This is a genomic window from Halomonas sp. 18071143 (assembly GCF_019211725.1).
Classification (GTDB): Bacteria; Pseudomonadota; Gammaproteobacteria; order Pseudomonadales; family Halomonadaceae; genus Vreelandella; species Vreelandella stevensii.
In genome coordinates this window covers 399,936-422,853 of record NZ_CP078120.1, presented here as the reverse complement: position 1 = coordinate 422,853, position 22,918 = coordinate 399,936, and the positions used below count along the sequence as shown (strand labels likewise).

20 protein-coding genes and 2 tRNA genes are annotated in these 22,918 nt (G+C 60.9%); 6 read left to right on the top strand and 16 right to left on the bottom strand.

Features of this window, described 5'->3' with window-relative positions:
- Nucleotides 1–233: 233 nt before the first annotated feature.
- From pcnB to KVY02_RS02070, 6 genes are all read left to right on the top strand, one after another.
- Nucleotides 234–1,619, top strand: coding sequence for a polynucleotide adenylyltransferase PcnB (gene pcnB / locus KVY02_RS02095; RefSeq protein ID WP_218314227.1), 1,386 nt, complete (start codon nt 234–236; stop codon nt 1,617–1,619).
- Nucleotides 1,616–2,173 (top strand): 2-amino-4-hydroxy-6-hydroxymethyldihydropteridine diphosphokinase, encoded by a 558-nt coding sequence (gene folK, locus KVY02_RS02090; RefSeq protein ID WP_218314226.1) that lies wholly within the window; start codon nt 1,616–1,618, stop codon nt 2,171–2,173. Before pcnB ends, folK begins: the two co-directional genes overlap by 4 nt.
- A 113-nt stretch (nt 2,174–2,286) precedes the next feature.
- Entirely contained in the window at nt 2,287–3,078 is a 792-nt protein-coding gene (panB, locus tag KVY02_RS02085; RefSeq protein ID WP_016915934.1) for a 3-methyl-2-oxobutanoate hydroxymethyltransferase, read from the top strand.
- Between the two features lie 21 nt (nt 3,079–3,099).
- Nucleotides 3,100–3,960, top strand: coding sequence for a pantoate--beta-alanine ligase (panC, locus tag KVY02_RS02080; protein WP_218314225.1), 861 nt, complete (start codon nt 3,100–3,102; stop codon nt 3,958–3,960).
- A gap of 32 nt (nt 3,961–3,992) precedes the next feature.
- Nucleotides 3,993–4,373, top strand: a complete 381-nt coding sequence (gene panD / locus KVY02_RS02075; RefSeq protein WP_016915932.1) for an aspartate 1-decarboxylase — start codon at nt 3,993–3,995, stop codon at nt 4,371–4,373.
- 253 nt (nt 4,374–4,626) lie between these two features.
- Nucleotides 4,627–5,805, top strand: coding sequence for an acetyl-CoA C-acetyltransferase (locus KVY02_RS02070; RefSeq protein ID WP_039181351.1), 1,179 nt, complete (start codon nt 4,627–4,629; stop codon nt 5,803–5,805).
- A gap of 63 nt (nt 5,806–5,868) precedes the next feature.
- Here KVY02_RS02070 and KVY02_RS02065 read toward each other — a convergent pair whose 3' ends face one another.
- The 16 genes from KVY02_RS02065 to rlmE form a co-directional block, all read right to left on the bottom strand.
- On the bottom strand, nt 5,869–7,038 hold the full coding sequence (locus tag KVY02_RS02065; RefSeq protein WP_016915930.1) for an MFS transporter: 1,170 nt from the start codon (nt 7,036–7,038) through the stop codon (nt 5,869–5,871).
- A 119-nt stretch (nt 7,039–7,157) separates the two neighbouring features.
- Nucleotides 7,158–9,320, bottom strand: a complete 2,163-nt coding sequence (gene pnp, locus KVY02_RS02060) for a polyribonucleotide nucleotidyltransferase (RefSeq protein ID WP_081193556.1) — start codon at nt 9,318–9,320, stop codon at nt 7,158–7,160.
- A gap of 137 nt (nt 9,321–9,457) precedes the next feature.
- On the bottom strand, nt 9,458–9,727 hold the full coding sequence (rpsO, locus tag KVY02_RS02055; protein ID WP_016915928.1) for a 30S ribosomal protein S15: 270 nt from the start codon (nt 9,725–9,727) through the stop codon (nt 9,458–9,460).
- A 118-nt stretch (nt 9,728–9,845) separates the two neighbouring features.
- Nucleotides 9,846–10,766 (bottom strand): tRNA pseudouridine(55) synthase TruB, encoded by a 921-nt coding sequence (truB, locus tag KVY02_RS02050; protein WP_218314224.1) that lies wholly within the window; start codon nt 10,764–10,766, stop codon nt 9,846–9,848.
- A complete protein-coding gene (gene rbfA, locus KVY02_RS02045; protein WP_218314222.1) occupies nt 10,766–11,179 on the bottom strand; it encodes a 30S ribosome-binding factor RbfA in 414 nt (137 codons plus the stop codon). Before rbfA ends, truB begins: the two co-directional genes overlap by 1 nt.
- A 17-nt stretch (nt 11,180–11,196) precedes the next feature.
- Nucleotides 11,197–13,737, bottom strand: a complete 2,541-nt coding sequence (infB, locus tag KVY02_RS02040) for a translation initiation factor IF-2 (protein WP_081193554.1) — start codon at nt 13,735–13,737, stop codon at nt 11,197–11,199.
- Between the two features lie 27 nt (nt 13,738–13,764).
- The gene (gene nusA / locus KVY02_RS02035) at nt 13,765–15,279 is read right to left on the bottom strand and encodes a transcription termination factor NusA (RefSeq protein WP_026001951.1); all 1,515 of its coding nucleotides are present in this window, start codon (nt 15,277–15,279) and stop codon (nt 13,765–13,767) included.
- 68 nt (nt 15,280–15,347) lie between these two features.
- A complete protein-coding gene (gene rimP, locus KVY02_RS02030; protein ID WP_016915923.1) occupies nt 15,348–15,809 on the bottom strand; it encodes a ribosome maturation factor RimP in 462 nt (153 codons plus the stop codon).
- 282 nt (nt 15,810–16,091) lie between these two features.
- Nucleotides 16,092–16,168 (bottom strand) — tRNA-Met (locus KVY02_RS02025).
- Between the two features lie 109 nt (nt 16,169–16,277).
- Nucleotides 16,278–16,364: transfer RNA gene (locus KVY02_RS02020), tRNA-Leu, on the bottom strand.
- 30 nt (nt 16,365–16,394) lie between these two features.
- Nucleotides 16,395–16,754 (bottom strand): preprotein translocase subunit SecG, encoded by a 360-nt coding sequence (secG, locus tag KVY02_RS02015; RefSeq protein WP_016915922.1) that lies wholly within the window; start codon nt 16,752–16,754, stop codon nt 16,395–16,397.
- 4 nt (nt 16,755–16,758) lie between these two features.
- Nucleotides 16,759–17,508: a triose-phosphate isomerase gene (tpiA, locus tag KVY02_RS02010; protein ID WP_016915921.1), complete on the bottom strand. Its 750-nt coding sequence runs from the start codon at nt 17,506–17,508 to the stop codon at nt 16,759–16,761.
- Between the two features lie 77 nt (nt 17,509–17,585).
- Complete coding sequence (gene glmM, locus KVY02_RS02005; protein WP_081193552.1) at nt 17,586–18,950, bottom strand: phosphoglucosamine mutase; 1,365 nt, start codon at nt 18,948–18,950, stop codon at nt 17,586–17,588.
- A 1-nt stretch (nt 18,951) separates the two neighbouring features.
- Nucleotides 18,952–19,863, bottom strand: coding sequence for a dihydropteroate synthase (gene folP, locus KVY02_RS02000; RefSeq protein ID WP_016915919.1), 912 nt, complete (start codon nt 19,861–19,863; stop codon nt 18,952–18,954).
- Between the two features lie 99 nt (nt 19,864–19,962).
- A complete protein-coding gene (ftsH, locus tag KVY02_RS01995; RefSeq protein ID WP_218314220.1) occupies nt 19,963–21,957 on the bottom strand; it encodes an ATP-dependent zinc metalloprotease FtsH in 1,995 nt (664 codons plus the stop codon).
- A 213-nt stretch (nt 21,958–22,170) separates the two neighbouring features.
- Nucleotides 22,171–22,818 (bottom strand): 23S rRNA (uridine(2552)-2'-O)-methyltransferase RlmE, encoded by a 648-nt coding sequence (gene rlmE / locus KVY02_RS01990; protein ID WP_016915917.1) that lies wholly within the window; start codon nt 22,816–22,818, stop codon nt 22,171–22,173.
- Nucleotides 22,819–22,918 lie beyond the last annotated feature (100 nt).

The window sequence follows — 22,918 nt, the reverse complement described above, 5'->3', positions numbered from 1 at the left end:
AGTGGTTCTTACGCCTACCGACTGCGGTGCGTATTCAGGGCGATGTGCCATCATGAATAAAAACAGCAGCATGGATGCTGATTGTCTGCTTAGTAGGGGGAGGCTCATGTAGCCTCCCCTTTCCGCATTTGTCACCTGTTACCGCCCAAACGCTACCTCGGCGCTTTGCAAGCTATCGGGGGTCGGATACACTCAACGCCTTGATCGATACCCTTGCGAGTCGATATCGCCGCATGTTTAAAGGATTTACCCGTTTATTACATCGTCCGGGAGAGCACTTGAAATCACTGCTCGATTCCCCAGAGAGCGCTGACAACGCGCTCAGCCCACGTATTATTCCGCGCTCCGAGCATCCCGTTTCTCGTAAGCAAATTAGTGAAGCCGCGCTGAAGGTGCTCTATCGCCTCAATGGCGCTGGCTACGATGCCTACCTGGTGGGTGGCTGCATTCGTGATGCGCTGCTGGGCAAGATGCCCAAGGATTTCGACGTGGCCACCAACGCCACGCCGGAGCAGGTGCGTGACCTGTTTCGTAACTCGCGCCTGATCGGCCGTCGCTTCCGCATCGTACATGTGCGCTTTGGTCGTGAGGTCATCGAGGTGACCACCTTCCGCGGCAAGCCGCAGGACGAGCACGGCGACCACATTGCCCATCAGTCCGACGATGGCCTGCTGCTGCGCGACAACGTGTGGGGCAGTATCGAGGAGGATGCGCTACGGCGTGACTTCACGGTCAACGCGCTCTATTACAACATTGCCGACTTCACCATTCACGACTTCGCCAACGGCGCACAGGACATCGATTCACGCACTCTGCGCCTGATCGGTGACCCTGCCACGCGCTACCGGGAAGACCCGGTGAGGATGCTGCGGGCGGTCCGCTTTGCCGCCAAGCTCGATTTCACCATCGAACCGGCCACCGAAGCGCCGATGTACGACCTTGCTCCGCTGCTGCTGAACATTCCTCCGGCACGCTTGTTCGACGAAGTGCTCAAGCTGTTCATGTCCGGCCATGGGCTGATTACCTTCCGCCTGCTGAGCCACTACAACCTGTTCGGCATGCTCTTCCCGGAAGCCGAAGAGGCCATGGCCGATGCCGCCTGGGCAGAGGAGTTGATCGAGCAGGCGCTGATCAATACCGACAAACGCATTGCCGAAGACCGCCCGGTCACACCGGCCTTTTTGCTGGCGGCGTTCCTCTGGGCACCGGTGGTACATCGCCAGGCAGCGCTCGAACGCGAGGGCATGCCTTCAGTGCCCGCACTGCAAACTGCCGCCCAGCAGGTCGTGTCTCGTCAGTTGCAGCATACGTCGATTCCCAAGCGCTTCGGTATTCCCATGCGGGAAATCTGGGAGCTGCAATCACGCCTGCCCATGCGGCGGGGCAAGCGCGCCTTCCAGACCCGCGAGCATCCACGTTTTCGGGCAGCCTACGACCTGCTGTTGCTCCGTGAGCAGGCGGGCGAAATCCCACGTGGTCTGGGCGACTGGTGGACGGCCTTCCAAAAAGGTGACGAACACGAACAGCTGCGCCTACTGCAAAAAGTCGGCAGCGACCCGGCAAGCCAGGGTGACCGGCGGCGCAAGAAAAAGCGTAAATCTCGCAAGGGCGAAGCGTGAGCCCGGTACGCGCCTATATTGGCCTGGGCAGCAATCTGGACGACCCCAAGGGGCAGCTCATTCGGGCCCTGGAGGCGCTGGCCGAGCTGCCCCTGTGCCAGATGCAGGGCCACTCCTCGCTCTACGCCACCCCGCCGATAGGCCCTCAGGACCAGCCTGACTTCATCAATGCCGTGGCCTGCCTGGAGACCCGCCTCTCGCCGCTGGCCCTGCTGGATCAGCTGCAGGCGCTCGAGCAGCGCCATCGGCGGCGGCGTTTGCGCCACTGGGGCCCCCGCACCCTGGACCTGGACCTGCTGCTCTATGGGTCACAGCACTGCCAATGGCCGCGCTTGACCGTGCCCCATGCGCAAATGCACCTGCGCGCCTTTGTACTGGTGCCGCTGGCAGAGCTTGCCAGCACGCTGGAGCCATCGCTCACCCTACATGGGCAGCCGCTCGACCACTGGGCATCGACACTTCCGCTGGACGACATCCGTCGCTTACCCAATACGGCCGCCCCTCGACGGCTAGCGTCTGACACAAATCTCGACACCATGCCCGCATTCAGGTGACAATTGCCGGTTAAACCCCTTCGCACACGCAGGGATGCCGCGATAATAACGGTCGAGCAGCGCTGACGTTCAGCCATGCCATCGACCCCATGAAGAAACAACGAGAGCACGCCATGAAAACCGTTACCCTGAGCACGCTACAAGCCTATAAGCGCGCCGGCGAAACGTTCAGTTGCCTGACCGCCTACGATGCCTCTTTTGCTCACGCCGCCAGCGCCGCTGGTGTCGATGTGCTGCTGGTCGGTGATTCGTTGGGCATGGTGCTGCAAGGTCACAGCAGCACGCTCCCCGTCACCATCGACGATATCTGTTACCACACCCGCTGTGCCGCGCGGGGCAAGGGCCATAGCCTGCTCATGGTCGACCTGCCCTTCATGAGTAATGCCACTACCGCCCAACTGTTACAGGATGGCGCAGCGCTAATGCGTGCCGGTGCCGAGCTGGTCAAGGTGGAAGGCGAAGCCTGGATGGCCGACGGCATTCGCGAGCTGACGCGCCGGGGCGTGCCGGTATGTGCCCACCTGGGCCTGACCCCGCAAACTGTCTATCAGTTGGGCGGCTATAAGGTGCAGGGCCGCGAGGCCGAGCAGGCAGCGCAGATCATCGAGGATGCCAGGGTACTGGTAGAGGCTGGTGCGTCAGTCATTCTGCTCGAATGCGTGCCTGCCAGCCTTGGCAAAGCCGTCACCGAAGCGCTGGATGTGCCCGTCATCGGAATTGGCGCAGGGCCGGATACCGATGGACAGATTCTGGTGATGCACGATGTACTGGGGGTTACCCATGGCCGCACGCCGCGTTTCGTGAAGAACTTCATGAGCGAGGCCAGCTCCATTCAAGGGGCCTTCGAAGCGTACCATCAGGCGGTCAAGCACCGCACTTTCCCCGCCACGGAACACTGCTTCTAAGCGAGTCATTGCGAATTTCCTATGCGCACTTTGCGAGATATCAACGAGCTACGCGCCATGCTGCGCGAATATCGGCGCCAGGGGCAGCGTATTGCGCTGGTGCCCACCATGGGCAACCTGCATGCCGGTCACCTGGCTCTGGTGGCCACCGCCCGGCAGCACGCGGACGTGGTGGTCTCCAGCCTGTTCGTCAACCCGATGCAGTTTGGACCGGGTGAAGACCTGGATGCCTACCCGCGCACCTTCGAGGCCGACCAGGCCCAGCTCACCGAGGCGGGCTGCCATGTTCTGTTCGCCCCCACGGTGAGCGCGCTCTACCCCAATGGCCTGGCGGCACAAACCCGCGTTCACGTGCCGGTGGTGGGCGAAGGGCTATGCGGCGGGTCACGCCCTGGCCACTTCGATGGCGTCTCGACGGTGGTCAGTATGCTGTTCCACCTGGTTCAGCCCGATGTCGCCTGCTTTGGCGAGAAGGACTATCAGCAGCTGGCGGTGATCCGCAAGCTGGTCGCCGACCTGCACATGCCCATCGAGATTCTGGGCGTGCCCATCGTGCGTGCCGAGGACGGTCTGGCCCTGTCGTCGCGCAATGGCTACCTCAGTGCCGAAGAGCGCGCCCAGGCGCCTGCGCTATATCGCACGCTGTGCGCATTACGCGAGGCGCTGGGGCAAGGCGAACCCACCGAACAGGTACTACAACGCGGCAAGGCTGCGCTGTATGATGCCGGCTTTACACCCGACTATCTGGAGCTGCGTGACACCGCACTCGGCCCGGTCACGCCGTCCACCCACCAGGCCGTTCTGCTGGCGGCTGCCAAACTCGGCCCGGCACGGCTTATCGATAACATCAGTGTGCAGCTACCCAAGGCTGCCCGGAGCTAGCCGTTAGGCTGGCTCGTCATCCAGGAGTTTTCATGCATACCATCATGCTCAAGGCCAAGCTGCACATGGCCCGCGTCACCCACGCCGTGCTCAACTACGAAGGCTCCTGCGCCATCGACGGCGAGCTGCTGGACATGGCCGGGATCCGCGAAAACGAACAGATCCAGATCTACAACGTGGAGAACGGCGAGCGCTTCACCACCTACGCCATTCGCGGTGAAGAAGGCTCACGGCTGATCTCCATCAACGGCGCGGCGGCGCATCTGGCCTCGCCTGGGCACCGCATCATCATCTGCAGCTACGCCCACTACTCCGAAGCCGAAGTGGAGCAGCACCAGCCCGCGCTGGTCTACCTGCAGGAAGGCAACCACGTCAGCCACACCAGCAATGCCATACCGGTACAGCTGGCGTAAGACGCATGAATTGAGAAACGACAGTTCAGAAACGATGTTTCCAGCGGGCCGTTGATCGGCCCGTTTTTATTTGCCAAAAAAAGCGTATTGCCGCAATGCACAACCTTCCCCTATGCTGTAGCCAAGCCTGACACGACACGCAGTAACGTCGCTAACAACAAGAGATAGGCGGCACGTCTATCTGCGATGCATCTATCTGCGATGAATTTATCTGCGATAGAAACGATGCAACACTCACTCAAGGAGTCAATGTATGCAAGACGTGGTCATTGTGGCGGCTCGCCGCACTGCTGTAGGCTCATTTGGCGGTTCACTTGCAGGTATCCCTGCCAGCGACCTGGGCGCGCTGGTCATCAAAGACATCATGGCATCGACGGGCGTGGCTCCTGAGCAGATCGATGAAGTGCTGCTGGGTCAGGTACTGACCGCAGGCGTTGGCCAAAACCCCGCGCGCCAGGCCGCCATCAAGGCAGGCCTGCCAGAGAGCGTGCCAGCCATGACCATCAACAAGGTCTGTGGCTCCGGCCTCAAGGCGCTGCACCTGGCCACTCAGGCCATTCGCTGTGGTGATGCCGAGATCATCCTGGCAGGCGGCCAGGAAAACATGTCGGCCTCCCCGCACATCCTGCCGAATTCGCGTAACGGCCAGCGCATGGGCGACTGGAAAGCCATCGACTCCATGGTCCACGACGGCCTGTGGGACGCGTTCAACAACTATCACATGGGCATCACCGCCGAAAACCTGGCCGAAAAATACGCCATCACCCGAGAAGAGATGGACGAATTTGCCGCCGCTTCGCAGCAAAAAGCCGCCGCCGCCATCAAAGAGGGCAAGTTCAAAGGCCAGATCGTGCCGGTGGAAGTCCCCCAGCGCAAAGGCGACCCGGTGGTTTTTGATACTGACGAAAACCCGCGCGAAGTGTCTGCCGACAAGCTGGGCGGCATGCGCCCTGCCTTCAAGAAAGATGGCACCGTGACAGCAGGCAACGCTTCATCGCTCAACGATGGTGCTGCCGTGGTCATGCTGTGCTCCGCTGAAAAAGCCAAAGAGCTGGGCCTGGAGCCGCTGGCACGCATTGCCGCATATGCCAATGCAGGGGTCGACCCGGCCATCATGGGCATCGGCCCGGCACCGGCTACCCGCCGCTGCCTGGAAAAAGCAGGCTGGAGCCTGGATGACCTGGACCTGGTCGAAGCCAACGAAGCCTTCGCGGCTCAGGCGCTGTCGGTCAACAAGGAGCTGGGCTGGGATACCTCGAAGGTCAACGTCAACGGCGGCGCCATTGCCATTGGCCACCCCATCGGTGCCTCCGGCTGCCGCGTGCTGGTCACGCTGCTCCACGAAATGATCGCCCGCGATGCCAAGAAGGGCCTGGCCACCCTGTGTATCGGTGGTGGGCAAGGGGTGGCGCTGGCCATCGAGCGCCCCTGATACCGCGCACTCGCGCTGTGATGACTGCCCCCGCACACGCGGGGGCATTTTTTTGCCTGACGGCTAGCGGTGCTTTTCCCCCACGATGCGCGCGGGGGTGCGCCATACCAGCAGCATCCCCAGCAGGAACAGCCCCGCCGATGCCCACATGGTCACCGGCAGGCTGGTGCTGTCCACCACCTGACCGCCCACCATGGCGCCCAGGCCAATCGACATATTGAAGACAAACGCCATCAGCGCCGTGGCGGCTTCGGTATTGGGGGCCGTGCGCAGAATCCAGGTCTGGATACTGACCGAGACGCTGCCAAACACGGCGCCCCACAGCATCAGCAGCAGCACACCGCTGGTCGGTTGCACGCCCAGCAGCGGAAACAGCCCGACTACCACCAGCAGCAGGCTGGGGATGACCAACACCGCCCGATAAGGATGGCGCCCGGCAAAAGCCCCAGCGGCGATATTGCCCAGAATGCCTGCCGCCCCATAGAGCAGTAGCAGGCTGCCTACATGCCGCTGGGCCACGCCGCTGATCTCCTGCAGGATTGGGCTGATAAAGGTGTACGCCACGAAGTGCCCAACCACCACCAGACCGGTGGTCAGCACGGCGACCCGAACGCCTCGGTTTTGCAGCTGCTGCGCCAGCATGCGCAAGCGCACCGGCTCCCGGGGTGGAAGCGGCGGCAACCACACCCATAGCGCCACGGCGGTGAGCAGGCTCAAGCCGCCAAGGGCGCCGAAGGCCACCCGCCAGTGGCTGGCATCCCCCAGCAGTGTCCCCAAAGGCACGCCCAGCACCGAGGCTGCCGCCACGCCTCCGAAGATGATGGTCATGGCACGGGCCACCTGATGCGCCGGCACCAGGCGCGGCGCAATGCTGCCAGCAATGGCCCAGAAACCGCCAATACTCATCCCCACCAGCACCCTGGCGGCCAGGAGAAAGATAAAGGTCGTGGCCAGGGCCGACAGCAGGCTGCCAATGACCATCACCACCATCATCAGCGTCAGCATGATGCGGCGGTCCAGACGGCCGACGGCCACCGGCAGCAAGGGGGCGGAAAACGCCGCCACTACTCCCGGCACGGTAACCATCAATCCGGCCATGCCGGGGGTCACGCCCATGTCTGCGGCAACCTGCGAGAGCAGCCCAATGGGCAGCTGCTCGGCGGTTACCAGTAAAAAGATGCCGATCATCACGGCGACCACCGCCCACCAGCGCGGTGACTCCTGCTGCTCCATGCTGCTTCCTCTGTATGGGTCTATCAAAATACGTGGGGCTTCAAATATGCGGGGCTACCAAACGACACCGCCCCCACAGCCAGGGGCTGCAGGGGCGGTGGTCATACGCGGGTGGCCGATTAGCCTGCGATATCCGCCTCGGCAGCGGCAAACGCGGCCTTCTCTTCCTCGGTGATCTCTTTGATCGAGAGCTTCACGCGGTTGCGGTTGTCGATATCCAGCACCTTCACGACGACGTCGTCACCTTCGTTGAGGAAATCGCGCACGTTGTTGACGCGCTCGGCGACGATTTGCGAGATATGCACCAGGCCATCGGTACCCGGCATGATGTTCACGAAAGCACCGAAGTCGGCGATGCGCACGACCTTGCCCTGGTAGAGCTTGCCGATTTCCGCTTCTGCCGTGATGGCCAGTACGGTATCGATGGCCTTCTTGGCCGCCGCCTTGTCTTCGGCATAGATGCGCACGGTGCCGTCGTCATCGAGGTCGATGGACGCGCCGGTGTCTTCGCAAATCTTGCGGATGGTAGCACCGCCCTTGCCGATGACGTCACGGATCTTGTCCGGATCGATCTTGATGGTGGCCATGGAAGGCGCATTCTCGGAGACGTCGGTACGGCTTTGGCTGATCACGGCGTTCATCTGCGCCAGGATACCGATACGCGCATCGTGAGCCTGCTGCAGCGCGGTTTCCATGATCTCTTCGTTGATGCCTTCGATCTTGATGTCCATCTGCAGGGCCGTAACACCCTCTTCAGAACCCGCTACCTTGAAGTCCATGTCGCCCAAGTGGTCTTCGTCACCCAGGATGTCGGTCAGCACCGCGTAGCCGTCTTCGTCCTTGACGAGACCCATGGCAATACCCGCCACCGGGGCTTTCAGCGGAACGCCTGCGTCCATCAGCGCCAGCGAGGAGCCACAGACCGAGGCCATGGAGCTGGAACCATTGGATTCGGTGATTTCCGACACCACGCGAATGGTGTAGGGGAAATCTTCTTCGGAGGGCAGCATGGCCTGGACGCCACGACGAGCCAAACGGCCGTGACCGATTTCACGACGCTTCGGGCCACCCATGAAGCCTGCTTCACCCACCGAGTAGGGAGGGAAGTTGTAGTGCAGCATGAAGCGGTCTTTACGCTCGCCTTCCAGCGACTCGATCAGCTGCGAGTCGCGCAGCGTACCCAGTGTCGCCACGGCGATGGCCTGGGTTTCGCCACGGGTGAAGATGGCCGAGCCGTGAGTCTTGGGCAGCACACCGACTTCGATGGCCAGCGGGCGCACGGTGACGTTGTCGCGGCCGTCGATGCGCGGCTCGCCCTTGACGACGCGAGAGCGCACCACGCGCTTCTCCAGCGCCGCAAAGGCCCCCTTGACGTCATCGGCACTGAACTTGCCTTCCGAGGAGTCACCTTCTTCAGCCACCAGCTGGGCCAAAGCAGCCTCTTTCAGCTCGGCCAGCGCATCCTGACGCGCCATCTTGTCGGTAATGCGGTACGCATCGCCCACTTTAGCTTCGAACGCGTCGGCCATGGCGGTTTTCAGCGCCACGTTTTCGGCGGGCGGCTGCCAGTCCCAGCGCGGCTTGCCTGCTTCAGCGGCCAGTTCCTTGATGGCGTTGACCGCCACCTGCATCTCCTGGTGGCCGAACAGTACGGCCCCCAGCATTTCGTCTTCCAGCAGTTCCTGAGCTTCCGACTCCACCATCAGCACGGCGTTTTCGGTACCGGCCACCACCATGTCCAGCTCGGAGGTGGTCAGCTCTTCGACGGTGGGGTTCAGGAAGTAGCCCTGCTCTTCGTTGAAGCCCACGCGCGCAGCGCCAATCGGGCCATTGAACGGAACGCCTGAGATGCTCAGCGCTGCCGAGGTGCCCAGCATGGCCGCAATATCCGGATCATGGTTGCGGTCAGTCGACAGAACGGTACAGATCACCTGCACTTCGTTCATGAAGCCCTTGGGGAACAGCGGGCGAATGGGGCGGTCGATCAGCCGTGACGTGAGGGTCTCTTTCTCGGTGGGGCGACCTTCACGCTTGAAGAAGCCGCCAGGAATCTTGCCGACCGCGTAGGTCTTTTCCTGGTAGTGCACCGAGAGCGGGAAGAAGGATTGGGCGGGATTGACGTCTTTCTTCGCCACCACCGTACACAGTACGACGGTCTCGTCCATGGTGACCATGACGGCACCAGTGGCCTGGCGAGCGATACGCCCAGTTTCGAGGGTGACGGTGCTACGACCGTATTGGAACGTTTTCTTGACCGGATTCACGGCGACTTCCTTTAACATTAATAGCTACTTGTCTTTTCGCTTGGGTCGTTTTGACTCGCCACCATTCTAGGCGTTGACGCGGCTGACGGCTACCTCAAACAAAAAAACGGGCAGCTCGCAAGGAGCTGCCCGTTTTGAATCGTTGCCGTGACTGCTTAGCGACGCAGACCCAGTTTCTGGATCAGAGACTGATAACGCTCGAAATCCTTACGCTTCAGGTAGTCCAGCAGCTTACGACGCTGGTTTACCATGCGGATCAGACCACGACGAGAGTGGTGATCCTGCTTGTTGGTCTTGAAGTGGTCCTGCAGGCCATTGATGTTGGCGCTCAGCAGTGCAACCTGCACTTCAGGGGAACCGGTGTCGTTGTCGCCGCGGCCGTATTCGTTGACGATTTCGGCCTTTTTCTCAGCGGTTAATGCCATCTGTCTCTCCAGTAAGCAATATGCCTAAAAATGAATGGGTGAGACCACGCATATTTGCAGTCTCAAGCTGCTATTTTCGCGCAAATCGCCGCATCCTTGCAACGTTTTCACGGCGAAATTACGAACGAGCGACCGTACTCAACAGTCGCTTGGGAGCCACTTCCTGCGGCCCTCTTACAACGCCAAGGCCGATAAAGGTCTCGGCGTGATAAAGTCGTGCCAACGCATCTGCTGCCAACTCGCCACTGGCCAGCTGCACCGACTGCCCGTGGGCCAGCCTGTCATAGGCAGCATCGTCCACGCTGAGCGATGGCAGATGATCCACCAGCACATCGACGGGCATCAGTTCCGCCTCGCGATGAGCCTGGCTTGCCAGCGCTTCCAGCGCCTCCAGGGTCCACATGGCGTCGCCACCGAAGGGGCCGGTCTTGAGCCTGCGCAGTTGACTGATGTGGGCACCACACCCCAGCGCTAGGCCAATGTCTTCGGCCAGGGTCCGGATGTAAGTTCCCTTGCTGCAACTGACTTCCAGCTCGAAGGCATGACCCTCGAACGCCAGCAGGCGCGCATCATACACGCTAACCCGCCGTGCTGCACGTTCAACCTGCTTGCCCTCGCGCGCCAGCTCGTAGAGCTTCTTGCCCTGGTGCTTCAACGCCGAATACATGGGCGGCACCTGGTCGATCTCGCCACGAAAGCGGACCAGCACGGCCTCCACATCCTCGGCTGTGAGGCTTGGCACCTCACGCCGCTCGATGACGTTACCCTCGGCATCGCCGGTGTCGGTGATCACGCCCAGTTCGACCCGGGTGCGATACATCTTGTCGGCTTCCAGCAGGTGTGCGGAAAACTTGGTGGCTTCCCCCAGGCAAATGGGCAGCAAGCCCGTTGCCATGGGGTCCAGCGTGCCGGTATGCCCGGCTTTCTGCGCCTCGAACAGACGGCGCACACGCTGGAGTGCATGGTTGCTGGAAATGCCCTTGGGCTTGTCCAGCAGCACCACGCCATTCACCGGTAATCCGCGACGGCGACGAGCCATTAGCGCGTCTCCTCATCCTGGGCGTCGGTGTCGTCCTCGTCATCTGATTGGCGGGCACGGTCGGTAGAGACCGCCTCGTCGATCAGCGATGAGAGGTGCTGGCCACGCACCACGCTTTCATCGTAATGAAAACGCAGCTCGGGCACGTGGCGCAGCTTGATGCGCTTGGCAATCTGGCTTCTCAGAAACCCCGAGGCGCGCTTGAGCACCTGCAGGTTTTCCTTGATACGCTCGGGCTCCTGTTCACCCAGCAGGGTGACATAGATATCGGCGTAGCCCAGGTCACGGCTGACGGCAGCGCCGCTCACCGTGATCATGCCAAGACGCGGGTCTTTTACTTCCCGCTGGATCAGTACCGCCAGCTCCTTCTGGAGCTGGTCGGCTACCCGGTCGGTACGCTTGAATTCGCGCATGTTGACTCCTCGCTGCCTTACAGGCTGCGCTCGACCTTCACTTGGTCAAAGACTTCGATCTTGTCGCCGACCTGAACATCGTTGTAGTTCTTCACGCCGATGCCACACTCCATGCCGTTACGCACTTCCTGTACGTCGTCCTTGAAGCGGCGCAGCGATTCGAGTTCGCCTTCGTAGATGACCACGTTGTCACGCAGAACGCGGATACGCTTGCTGCGGGAAACCGTGCCTTCGACGACCATACAGCCGGCCACCGCACCGATCTTCGGCGCGCGGAAGACGTCGCGTACTTCGGCCACGCCCACGATCTCTTCTTTCCACTCGGGAGCAAGCATACCGCTCATCGCCTGCTTGACCTCGTCGATCAGCTGATAGATGACGCTGTAGTAGCGCAGATCCAGACCTTCACGCTCGATGATCTCACGGGCTGCGGCATCGGCACGTACGTTGAAGCCGACCACGATGGCTTCCGACGCCAGCGCCAGGTTGGCGTCGGTTCCGGTGATACCACCCACGCCGGAGGAGACCACCGCCACTTGCACTTCGTCGGTGGAGAGCTCTTCCAGAGCGCCCTTGATGGCTTCCAGTGACCCCTGAACGTCGGCTTTGAGGACGATGTTGACCTTGGCCACTTCGTCCTGGCCCATCTGGCTGAACATGTTCTCCAGCTTGGCTTTCTGCTGACGCGCCAGGCGCACTTCGCGGTATTTGCCTTGACGGAAGTTGGCCACTTCACGGGCTTTCTTCTCGTCGGCCACGACCATGAAGTCGTCACCGGCATCCGGCGTGCCGTCGAGACCCTGGATCTCGACCGGCATGGCGGGGCCAGCGGTATCGACCTGTTGACCCAGCTCATTGGTCAGCGCACGAACGCGACCGTAGTGCAGGCCTGCCAGCACGATATCACCCTTCTTCAGCGTACCGTTCTGAACCAGCACGGTAGCCACCGGGCCACGGCCTTTGTCCAGGCGAGACTCGACAACGACACCTTTGCCAGGCGCCGACGGAACGGCTGTCAGCTCAAGCACTTCGGAGGCCAGCTGGATCGCTTCCAGCAGGTCTTCCATGCCTTCGCCGGTTTTGGCGGACACGTGAACAAACTGCGTGTCACCGCCCCACTCTTCGGAGATCACGCCGTGCTGTGACAGCTCGTTACGAATGCGGTCGAAGTCCGCGCCCGTTTTATCGATCTTGTTCACCGCCACGACCATGGGCACTTCAGCCGCTTTGGAGTGCTCGATCGCTTCAACAGTTTGCGGCATCACGCCATCGTCGGCAGCCACGACCAGGATGACCACGTCGGTGGCTTTGGCACCACGAGCACGCATGGCGGTAAACGCCGCGTGACCGGGGGTATCCAGGAAGGTGACACCGCCGTGGTTGTCTTCCACGTGGTAAGCACCGATGTGCTGGGTAATACCGCCCGCTTCGCCGGTGGCGACCTTGGCACGACGAATGTAGTCCAGCAGCGAGGTCTTACCGTGGTCAACGTGACCCATGACGGTCACCACGGGTGAGCGGGTGATCTCTTCACCTTCGTAGGAGATGCCTTCCAGCATTTCCGTTTCCAGCGCGTCATCCTTCACCAGCTTGACCTTGTGACCCATCTCTTCCACGACGATCGCCGCAGTATCCTGGTCGATGGTCTGGTTGATGGTCACCGCCGCGCCCATGGTGAACATGGCCTTGATGACTTCGTTGGCCTTGATCGACATCTTGTCGGCCAGCTCGGCAACGCTGATCGATTCAGGGATCGAGACTTCACGCACGATCGGCTGAGTCGGCTTCTGGAAGCCGTGCTTGCCGTTGCCGCTCTGGCTGGCGCCGCCACGACGACCACCACGGCGCTCGGCACGCTTGACCTTCTTGCCGCCACCGCCACGCTTGCGCTCTTCGCGATCACCGCGATCGTCGTCATCGTCGCGGCCTTTTTTCTTGGCAGCGGTTTTCTTGGGCGGTGCCGTGCGACGGTCGGTACGACCTTCCTTCGGCGGTGCAGGCGGCAGGTCTTCACCCGTCGGTGCATCGTCGATTTCCAGGTCAGGCACGGCGATGTCCGGCACTTCTGCCGCCTTGGCCTTGGCTTGCTCTTCCGCTGCTTTGCGTGCAGCGTCTTCAGCCGCCTTGGCTTTTGCGGCAACGGCTTTCTCTTCCGCCGCTTGGGCTTCCTGCGCTTTGCGCTCGGCTTCCGCTTCGGCCATGTCGCCTACCAGCTGGCGCGGGCCAGAGTGCTGGGGCTCGGCAGCCTTGGGCTTCTCTTCTTCACGCTTGACGTAGGTCTTCTTCTTGCGCACCTGAACTTCGATGGTTTTACCGCGCTCGCCGGTCTTGATGCGGCTACGGGTTTTACGCGTCAGGGTGATGCGGTTCTTGCTCGGCTCGTTGTCGCTGCCGCCGTGGCTCTTCTTCAGAAAGCTCAGCAGCGTCTGCTTGTCTTCTTCAGACACGGCGTCGCTTTCCGAGGCGTGCTGCAAACCGGCTTCTTTCATCTGTTCCAATAGGCGGGGCACATCGCGGCCCACCTTCACTGCAAAATCTTTAACTGTCATATCCGACATAGTGACCCTCCTCAGCCCGTGACCTGTTTACTGTGTGTTCGAATCCGATGTGTCGTCGGTTTCGAACCAGGGCGCACGGGCAGTCATGATCAGTGCCGCTGCGCGCGCTTCGTCCAACTCCTCGATATCGACCAGATCGTCGACAGACTGCTCGGCGAGATCTTCCATTGTGACAATGCCGCGGCTGGCGAGAATGAAGGCCAGGTGGCGCTCCATACCGTCCATTTCCAGCAGGTCATCCGCTGGTTGGGCACCGTCCAGCGCTTCTTCCGAGGCAATCGCCATCGTCAGCAGCTCGTCTTTTGCGCGTGCACGCAGCTCTTCCACCAGCTCTTCATCGAACTCTTCGATTTCGAGCATCTCTTCCAGCGGCACGTAGGCAACTTCTTCCAGGGTGGTGAACCCTTCTTCAACCAGCAGGCGGGCAACGTCTTCGTCCACTTCCAGGTGCTGAACGAACGTGTCCACCAGGCTATCGATCTCCTGCTCGCGCTTGGATTCCGCCTCGTCTTCGGTCATGACGTTGATACGCCAGCCGGTCAACTCGGACGCCAGGCGCACGTTCTGGCCGCTGCGACCAATGGCCTGGGCCAGGTTGTCCTGGGCGACCGCCACGTCCATCGCATGGGCGTCTTCGTCCACCAGAATAGACGCCACATCGGCAGGCGCCATGGCATTGATGACCAGTTGCGCCGGGTTGTCATCCCACAGCACGATATCGACGCGCTCGTTCTGCAGTTCGGAAGAGACCGCCTGCACCCGCGAACCACGCATACCCACACAAGCGCCCACCGGGTCGATACGGCGGTCGTTGGTTTTTACCGCGATCTTGGCCCGAGAGCCGGGGTCGCGAGCCGCCCCTTTGATTTCGATCAGCTGCTCGGCGATTTCCGGCACCTCGATCTTGAACAGCTCGATGATGAACTCCGGGCAGGTACGCGACAGCTGCAGCTGGGCACCACGGGCATCCGGGTCCACCTTGACCAGCAGCGCACGCACTCGCTCGTTCATGCGGTAGCGCTCGCCGTGAATCATCTCGTTGCGCGGCAGGAACGCTTCGGCGTTCTCGCCCAGGTCGATGATCAGGCCATCACGGGTGGTTTTCTTGACGATACCGGCCACCAGCTCGCCTTCACGGTCTGCGTATTGACGCACGACCTCGGCACGCTCGGCTTCGCGCACCTTTTGGACGATGACCTGCTTGGCAGTTTGTGCCGCAATGCGGCCAAACATGGCGTTTTCGATCTTCTGCTCGACCACATCGCCCAACGCCAGCGGCGGATCCCGCTGCTCGGCGATGCTCTGCTTGATTTCGTAGTCGGGCGTCTCGAACTCATCGTCTTCCACGACGGTCCAGTAGCGGAAGGTGTCGTAGTCGCCGGTTTTACGGTCGATACGCACCCGCACATTGGCTTCTTCCTGCTCGAAACGCTTGCGCGACGCGCTGGCCAGCGCGGCTTCTACCGCTTCGAAAATTACATCACGGGGGACGCCTTTTTCGTTGGAGATCGCGTCCACGACCATTAAGATTTCTTTACTCATGCGTATGCCTCGCCAGAAAACCTGTCCTTTTGTGCGCCGACCCGGCATCTACCGGAAGCCGCCACCCGTTATTCTTCGAACTGCGGGACAACGTGCGCAGCGTCAATGCTTTCAATGGGAAAGCAGTACTCCTCACCTTCCATTTGCAGCAGCACTTCATCCCCTTCGACCCCAGCCAGCAGCCCCTGGAACTTGCGCCGACCATCGAAAGCGAGGCGTAGCTTCAGCGCCACCTGATGGCCCTGGTAACGGATGAAATGGTCCAGAGAATAAAGGGGGCGTGCCATACCGGGTGACGAGACTTCCAGGCGGTACTCGCCGGGAATCGGATCTTCCACATCCATCACGGCACTGACTTGACGGCTGATGTCGGCGCAATCTTCCACGCTGACACCGCTCTCGCGCTCGATATAAATGACCAGCCGCGAATGCTTGCCCTGGGAAACATGCTCGATGCCCCAAAGCTCGAAGCCCATGGCGGCAACGATGGGTTCGATAAGCGCATGAAGCGCAGCGTGTTTTGTGGCCACAGACAAAGCTCCTATAGCCGTTGCATCAGGCACCTGGCCAGGAGTCTTGATAAAAGCCAGGAGGCTGATTGGCATTACCTGGGAATGTGTCTCTGGCTACTGAACAACGTCCGCGCGTGAGACACTCTTGGCTCGCAAAAAAGCTACTAACAAAAAGCCCCTTCACAGGAAGGGGCTTTTCGAAAGAAACCTGTAATACCATTTTAGCAACATGCTGCGATTTTTCCGCTGCCTCGAAGCACATTGCGAACTGCTTCACGGCACTACAAGCTGCTAAATAAATGGTAGCGGGGACCGGATTTGAACCGATGACCTTCGGGTTATGAGCCCGACGAGCTACCAGACTGCTCCACCCCGCATCAATCTAGGTCGACGATAATAGACACTTAAACTACTGACGTCAAGTGCTGTTTTCGTCTCAGGTGCCAATCCTGATATTCTGGGAAGCTGGCAAGCCAGCGAATCAGATGGTGCCGAAGGCGGGACTTGAACCCGCACGACCATACGGTCACTACCCCCTCAAGATAGCGTGTCTACCAATTCCACCACTTCGGCATCAGGGGAGGCTAAAGAAAAGGCGGCTGATTACTCTCCGCTTTCCTCGAGCACTGGCGCGGTATTATCCATACTTGCAGGGCTGTCGTCAAGCGTAGGGATGCTACGCTGCTGCTCGATCAGGCGTGCGTCGGGAATGCCCGCTTCCGGTGCCTGGCCCGCCTGGGTGGCAAAGTACGCCAGCGCCATGGAGGTGACGAAGAAACCGGCTGCCAGCACACCCGTGGTGCGAGAAAGGAAGTTACCGCTACCCCGTGAGCCAAACACCGTTTGCGATGCGCCACCACCGAAGGCAGCCCCCGCTTCAGCGCCTTTACCCTGCTGAAGCAGGATGAGTACTACCAGGGCGACCGCAATCACCACATGAACCATAAGAATTGCAACTTGCATGGCGTTATCCTGCTGACTGACAAATGGCGTAGAAATCGTCGGTTTTAAGCGAGGCACCGCCCACCAAACCGCCGTCGATATCCGGCTGAGCAAGCAGCTCTGCCGCATTACTTGCATTCATGCTGCCGCCGTAAAGCAGTTTCAACTGCTCCGCCAGCGACGCATCGAATCCTGCCTGGTAGGCACGAATACCTGCCATGACTTCCTGAGCCTGCTCCGGCGAGGCCGTGCGCCCGGTGCCAATAGCCCAAACAGGCTCGTAGGCAATCACCACCTGACGACGCTGCTCTGGTTCCAGTCGCGCCATGGCATAGCCCACCTGGCGCAGCACGACATCCATGGTCTGACCAGCGTCGCGCTCTTCAAGGGATTCACCAACACATAGAATCGGCGTCAAGCCGACATCCAGAGCGGCCACCAGGCGATTGAATACCTGCTCGTCGCTTTCACGGTAGAGCTGACGGCGCTCGGAGTGGCCCACCAGCACGTAGCCAACGCCAAACTCCTTGAGCATGCGGCCACTGACTTCACCGGTATGCGCCCCGGCGTGCTGAGGATTGAGCGTTTGCGCCCCCAGCTTCAGCGGCGTATCACCAAAGGCCTGACGCGCCATGTCCAGGTAAGGAAAGGGCGGAATAATCACCACCTCGACACCTTCCGGTAGCGTGGCGGAAGCAAACGTTTTACCAAACGACTCGATCAATGCCGCCGAACCGTTCATTTTCCAGTTACCGGCAATCAAGGGCGTGCGCATGGGTAATCCTCAATCCAGGTGGAGCGAAATGGTATAGGAGCCGCCTTGTCAAGACAACCGCTGTGACGCGTCCTGCGTTATTTGCTGGCGTCGTCACCGAGCAGCGCCTGGACCTCCTGAGCCAGCCGATTGGCCAAGCGGTCGACATCCAGATGGGCACGGCCTTCTACCATGACCCGAATCAGTGGCTCCGTCCCCGAGGCGCGCAGCAGCACGCGCCCCTGGTCGCCCAACTCGGTTTCCAGCGCCGCCACGGCTTCCTGCAAGGGTGGAGCTGCCATCACCTGGCGAGCATCGGAGCCGGCCGGTAGCCGCACGTTGACCAGCGACTGGGGGACTTTTTCGAGCCCCTTGAGCAGGGTTGGAAGCGGTTTCTGCTCGCGAACCATCAAGGCCAGCACCTGCAGCGCGGACACGATGCCGTCGCCGGTGCTCTGCACATGGCCACACACGATATGCCCCGAAGCCTCGCCCCCCAGCTCCCAGCCGTTGGCAGCCATCATCTCCATGACGAAGCGGTCGCCCACCTTGGCACGCTGGAAAGGAATACCCAGCCGCTCCAGCGCCATGGCCAGCCCAAAATTGCTCATCAGGGTGCCCACCACACCACCGTCCAGCAGGCCACGCTCGAAACGGTCACGGGCGATCAGATAGAGAATGTCATCGCCATCCACTTCTCGGCCATCGGCATCCACCAGCAGCACACGGTCGCCGTCGCCATCGAAGGCGACGCCCAGATCGGCCCCTTGCTGAATGACCGCGGCACGTAGCGCAGCGGGATGGGTGGACCCCACCTGTTGGTTGATATTCAATCCGTCGGGAGACGCCCCAATCACGCTGACATCGGCCCCCAGCTCGCGGAATACGCTGGGGGCGATATGGTAAGTGGCCCCATGAGCGCAATCCAGCACCACTTTCAGGCCATGCAGGCTCAGCCTGTCCGGCAGCGTGGATTTACAGAACTCGATATAGCGGCCCGCCGCATCGTCGATACGCGTCGCCTTGCCCAGCTGCGCGGCCTCGGCCGTGGTCAGCGGCGCTTCCAGCATGGCTTCGATACGGTCTTCGATCTCATCGGGCAACTTCTTGCCTTCGGCAGAGAAAAACTTGATGCCGTTGTCATCGAAGGGATTATGCGAGGCCGAAATGACGATCCCGGCATCCGCGCGAAAGGTCCGCGTCAGGTAGGCAATACCCGGCGTGGGCATCGGCCCCAACAGCGCCACGTCCACCCCAGCAGCAGACAGCCCCGCCTCCAGCGCCGACTCGAACATATAGCCGGAAATACGCGTATCCTTACCGATCAACACCCGGGTGCGGCCTTTTTCGCGACGCAACACCTGCCCGGCGGCCCAGCCCAGCTTGAGCATGAAATCGGCCGTAATGGGCGCTTGCCCTACCGTGCCACGAATTCCGTCGGTGCCAAAATAACGACGCGTCATGTTACAGCTCCTTCTTCACGAGCGGCTCACAGCCTTCTTGCAGTACGGCCCAGGCCATATTCACGGCATCCACCGTGGGCCCAACGTCATGCACCCGAATCACCTTGGCTCCGCGCTCCACCGCCATGGCGGCTAGCGCCAGCCCTCCTGCCAGGCGCTCTTCCACAGGGCGGCCCAGCACCTTACCGATCATACTCTTGCGCGACATACCCACCAGCAGCGGCAGGCCCAACTCGTTCAGCGAGGCCATGTGCTTCAGCAGCTGCAGGTTATGCTCGACGGTTTTGCCAAAGCCAAAACCGGGGTCCAGCAGCAGCCGATGACGACGCAGCCCCACTGCTTCGCAGGCAGCGATCCGCTCCGCCAGATAGGCCGCCACGGCCTGCTCCACCGGCACATCGTAGCCAGGCGAGTGCTGCATATCCCGTGGCTCACCCTGACGATGCATCAGGCATACCGGTAGGCCACTGCTGGCTGCCGCAGCCAGCGCGCCATCACGCTCCAGAGCGCGCACATCGTTGATCATGCCCGCTCCCAGCGCGCTCACCTCACGCATGACCAGAGCGCTGCTGGTGTCCACCGACACCAGCGCATCCAGCTCACGCACCAGCGCCTCCACCACCGGGGCCACCCGATCCAGCTCCTGCTGCTCGGACACCGGCGTGGCACCCGGGCGGGTCGACTCTCCCCCTACATCGATCATCGCCGCTCCTTCTGCCAGCATGCGCTCGGCATGGCGCAGCGCGTCATCGAGGGCCACATGCTGGCCACCGTCGGAAAACGAGTCCGGGGTGACGTTCAATATGCCCATCACCCGGGGAAACGAGAGATCGAGCGAATGGCGCCCACAGCGCAGGTGAAAGGCATCTTCCGGGACGTGCGGAGCCGAGATAGGGTCAACGATCGGGTTCATCTTGCCGCCTGAAATCAAAAAAATTCACTGTCATTGGCCACAGGATAACAAAAAGGCGCCCCGCTGGGGCGCCTTTGCTGGTTGGCGTGATGGCCAGGCTCACGAGCCTGCCGAACCACCCAACGGGTCCGAAGGGCGACGACGCGGCTCGTCATCGTCTTCTTCGCTATCGCCTTCCGAGGGGGCTTCAGGCTCTTCTGGTTTCGCTTCCGGCTTGTCGCCACCTACCGGAGAGCCGCCACCCGACGAGTCGCCGTCACCCCAGCCTTCCGGCGGGCGAGGATCACGCCCTTCCATGATGTCTTTCAGCTGATGCGCATCGATGGTCTCGTACTTCATCAGCGCTTCGGCCATGGCATCCAGCTTGTCGCGGTTGTCATGCAAAATCTGGCGCGCCTGCTCGTAGCACTCGTCGATGATCTTGCGCACTTCCTTATCGAGGCGCGTGGTGGTTTCGCCGGACCTCAGCTTGCCGCCCCCCTGACCCGGGCCACCGAGGAACTGGTGAGACTCGTCCTCGTCGTACATGAGCGGTCCCATTTCATCGGATAGGCCCCACTTGGCCACCATGTTATGGGCCAGCTCCGTGGCGCGCTTGATGTCGTTGGAGGCACCGGTGGTGACACCGTTGGGCCCCAGCGTCATCTCTTCGGCAATACGACCACCGAACAGTGAGCAGAGCTGGCTGATGATCTGCTGGCGCGACAGGCTGTAACGATCCTCTTCCGGCAGGAACATCGTCACACCCAGGGCGCGGCCACGGGGAATAATCGTGACCTTGTAGACCGGGTCGTGCTCGGGCATGACCAGACCAATGATCGCGTGACCTGCTTCGTGGTAAGCGGTATTGAGCTTTTCCTTATCGGTCATGACCATGGATTTGCGCTCGGCGCCCATCATGATCTTGTCCTTGGCCAGCTCAAGCTCTTCCATGCCCACCAGGCGCTTGTTACGACGCGCCGCAAACAGGGCCGCCTCGTTCACCAGGTTGGCCAGGTCGGCACCGGAGAAGCCAGGCGTACCACGGGCAATCAGCTGCGGCTTCACGTCATCGGCCAGCGGCACCTTGCGCAGGTGCACGCCCAGAATATGCTCACGACCACGGATATCCGGCAAGCCCACGGTTACCTGACGGTCGAAGCGGCCCGGGCGCAGCAGCGCGGGGTCGAGTACGTCCGGACGGTTGGTGGCTGCAATCACGATGATGCCTTCGTTGGCCTCGAAGCCGTCCATCTCGACCAGCAGCTGGTTCAGCGTCTGCTCGCGTTCATCGTTACCGCCGCCCATGCCGGTGCCACGCGAGCGCCCCACGGCATCGATTTCGTCGATGAAGATGATGCAGGGCGCCTGCTTCTTGGCCTGCTCGAACATGTCACGCACGCGGGACGCACCCACGCCCACGAACATCTCGACGAAGTCGGAACCCGAGATGGAGAAGAACGGCACCTTGGCCTCACCGGCAATGGACTTGGCCAGCAGCGTCTTACCGGTACCGGGAGGGCCGACCATCAGCACGCCACGGGGAATGGTGCCACCCAAGCGCTGGAATTTGGTGGGGTCGCGCAGGAAGTCGACCAGCTCTTCCACCTCTTCCTTGGCCTCGTCACAGCCCGCCACGTCAGCAAAGGTGGTCTTGATCTGGTCTTGCGAGAGCAGCTTGGCCTTCGACTTGCCGAAGCTCATCGGGCCACCCTTGCCGCCACCGGCACCGCCTTGCATCTGGCGCATGAAGAACATGAAGATCGCCAGGATCAGCAGGATCGGGAAACTGGCAATCAGCAGCCGCGTCCAGATGCTTTGCTGCTCCGGCGCCTTGCCGACCACCGTGACATTGTTGCTCAGCAGGTCGTCGATCAGCTTGGGATCTTCTGCGGCAGGGCGGATGGTCTGGAACTGCGAACCATCGGTCCGCTCACCAGTGATGGTATAGCCATCGATGGTGACGCTGCGGATCTGCTGATTTTGCACCTGCTGCACAAACTGGGAGTAGTTGGTGCTTTGCGGCGCGCTTTCCGTACTGAAATTGTTGAACACTGTCAGCAGAACGGCCGCGATGACCAACCACAGAATCAGGTTCTTCGCCATATCGTTCAAGGGGCTACCCTCATTACAAGAATCCGTCAGTTAACCGTTAGTACTCAGACCTTACACTAGAGTTTAACGTTCAACCATTGCCAAAGCGCATAACGCCCTGGGCCATCTGTGTCACGCTCGTCCAATGTGCATAATGTGACACACCTTACGCCTGCCTGTCTGGCAATCGTGGTGATAAATCGTCGCTATCGTGGCCATGCACGCGGTCACTTGCTAACCGCGAAAGCCTTCGGCCAGAAAATAGACTTCTCGTGAACGGGCCCGCGAAGCATCCGGCTTGCGGGTCACGACGCGCTGAAAGCTGCCGCGCAGCTCCTTCAAATAGGTGTCGAAGCCCTCCCCCTGAAACACTTTGACCAGAAAACGCCCCTTGGGCGAGAGCGTTTCACGCGCCAGCTCCAGAGCAAGCTCGACAAGGTACATGGCCTGTGGCTGGTCGATAGCGGCCATACCACTCATATTGGGGGCCATGTCGGACATAACAAGGTCTACCGGCCGATTTCCCAACCGCTCGAGAATCGCATTGAGTACACGTTCTTCGGTGAAGTCGCCCTGAATGAAGTCGACCCCTGCCAGGGCGTCCATCTCCAGAATGTCGGAGGCGATCACGACACCTTCCGGGCCGACTTTTTCGGCGGCGATCTGACTCCACCCGCCAGGCGCTGCGCCCAGGTCGATCACCGTCATGCCATTGCGAAACAGCTTGTCTTTCTCATCCAGCTCCAGCAGCTTGTAGCTTGCCCGGGAACGATAGCCATCCTGCCAGCTCTGTTTCACGTACTGGTCGTCGAAATGTTCTTTCTTCCAATTGTTGCTGGTTTTGCTCACTGAATGTTTACGGCTTGGAGGCTTTTGCTGCATAGGGGCATCTGACGCTGGAATAAGAGATGGGCGCATTGACGGGATTGCTTTCACTTGACGGCATTTCACCGTAAGATGGAACGTTAAGCGCTAACCGGGA

Excerpts from the sequence above, each read along its gene's own strand:
- panD (WP_016915932.1), top strand. The coding sequence starts at position 3,993 with ATGCATACCATCATGCTCAAGGCCAAGCTGCACATGGCCCGCGTCACC.
- pcnB (WP_218314227.1), top strand. The coding sequence starts at position 234 with ATGTTTAAAGGATTTACCCGTTTATTACATCGTCCGGGAGAGCACTTG.
- tpiA (WP_016915921.1), bottom strand. The coding sequence starts at position 17,508 with ATGCGCACGCCCTTGATTGCCGGTAACTGGAAAATGAACGGTTCGGCG.
- folP (WP_016915919.1), bottom strand. The coding sequence starts at position 19,863 with ATGAACCCGATCGTTGACCCTATCTCGGCTCCGCACGTCCCGGAAGAT.
- KVY02_RS02070 (WP_039181351.1), top strand. The coding sequence starts at position 4,627 with ATGCAAGACGTGGTCATTGTGGCGGCTCGCCGCACTGCTGTAGGCTCA.
- infB (WP_081193554.1), bottom strand. The coding sequence starts at position 13,737 with ATGTCGGATATGACAGTTAAAGATTTTGCAGTGAAGGTGGGCCGCGAT.
- panC (WP_218314225.1), top strand. The coding sequence starts at position 3,100 with ATGCGCACTTTGCGAGATATCAACGAGCTACGCGCCATGCTGCGCGAA.
- pnp (WP_081193556.1), bottom strand. The coding sequence starts at position 9,320 with ATGTTAAAGGAAGTCGCCGTGAATCCGGTCAAGAAAACGTTCCAATAC.
- secG (WP_016915922.1), bottom strand. The coding sequence starts at position 16,754 with ATGCAAGTTGCAATTCTTATGGTTCATGTGGTGATTGCGGTCGCCCTG.
- rbfA (WP_218314222.1), bottom strand. The coding sequence starts at position 11,179 with ATGCGCGAATTCAAGCGTACCGACCGGGTAGCCGACCAGCTCCAGAAG.
- rlmE (WP_016915917.1), bottom strand. The coding sequence starts at position 22,818 with ATGCAGCAAAAGCCTCCAAGCCGTAAACATTCAGTGAGCAAAACCAGC.
- panB (WP_016915934.1), top strand. The coding sequence starts at position 2,287 with ATGAAAACCGTTACCCTGAGCACGCTACAAGCCTATAAGCGCGCCGGC.
- truB (WP_218314224.1), bottom strand. The coding sequence starts at position 10,766 with ATGGCTCGTCGCCGTCGCGGATTACCGGTGAATGGCGTGGTGCTGCTG.
- rpsO (WP_016915928.1), bottom strand. The coding sequence starts at position 9,727 with ATGGCATTAACCGCTGAGAAAAAGGCCGAAATCGTCAACGAATACGGC.
- glmM (WP_081193552.1), bottom strand. The coding sequence starts at position 18,950 with ATGACGCGTCGTTATTTTGGCACCGACGGAATTCGTGGCACGGTAGGG.
- KVY02_RS02065 (WP_016915930.1), bottom strand. The coding sequence starts at position 7,038 with ATGGAGCAGCAGGAGTCACCGCGCTGGTGGGCGGTGGTCGCCGTGATG.
- nusA (WP_026001951.1), bottom strand. The coding sequence starts at position 15,279 with ATGAGTAAAGAAATCTTAATGGTCGTGGACGCGATCTCCAACGAAAAA.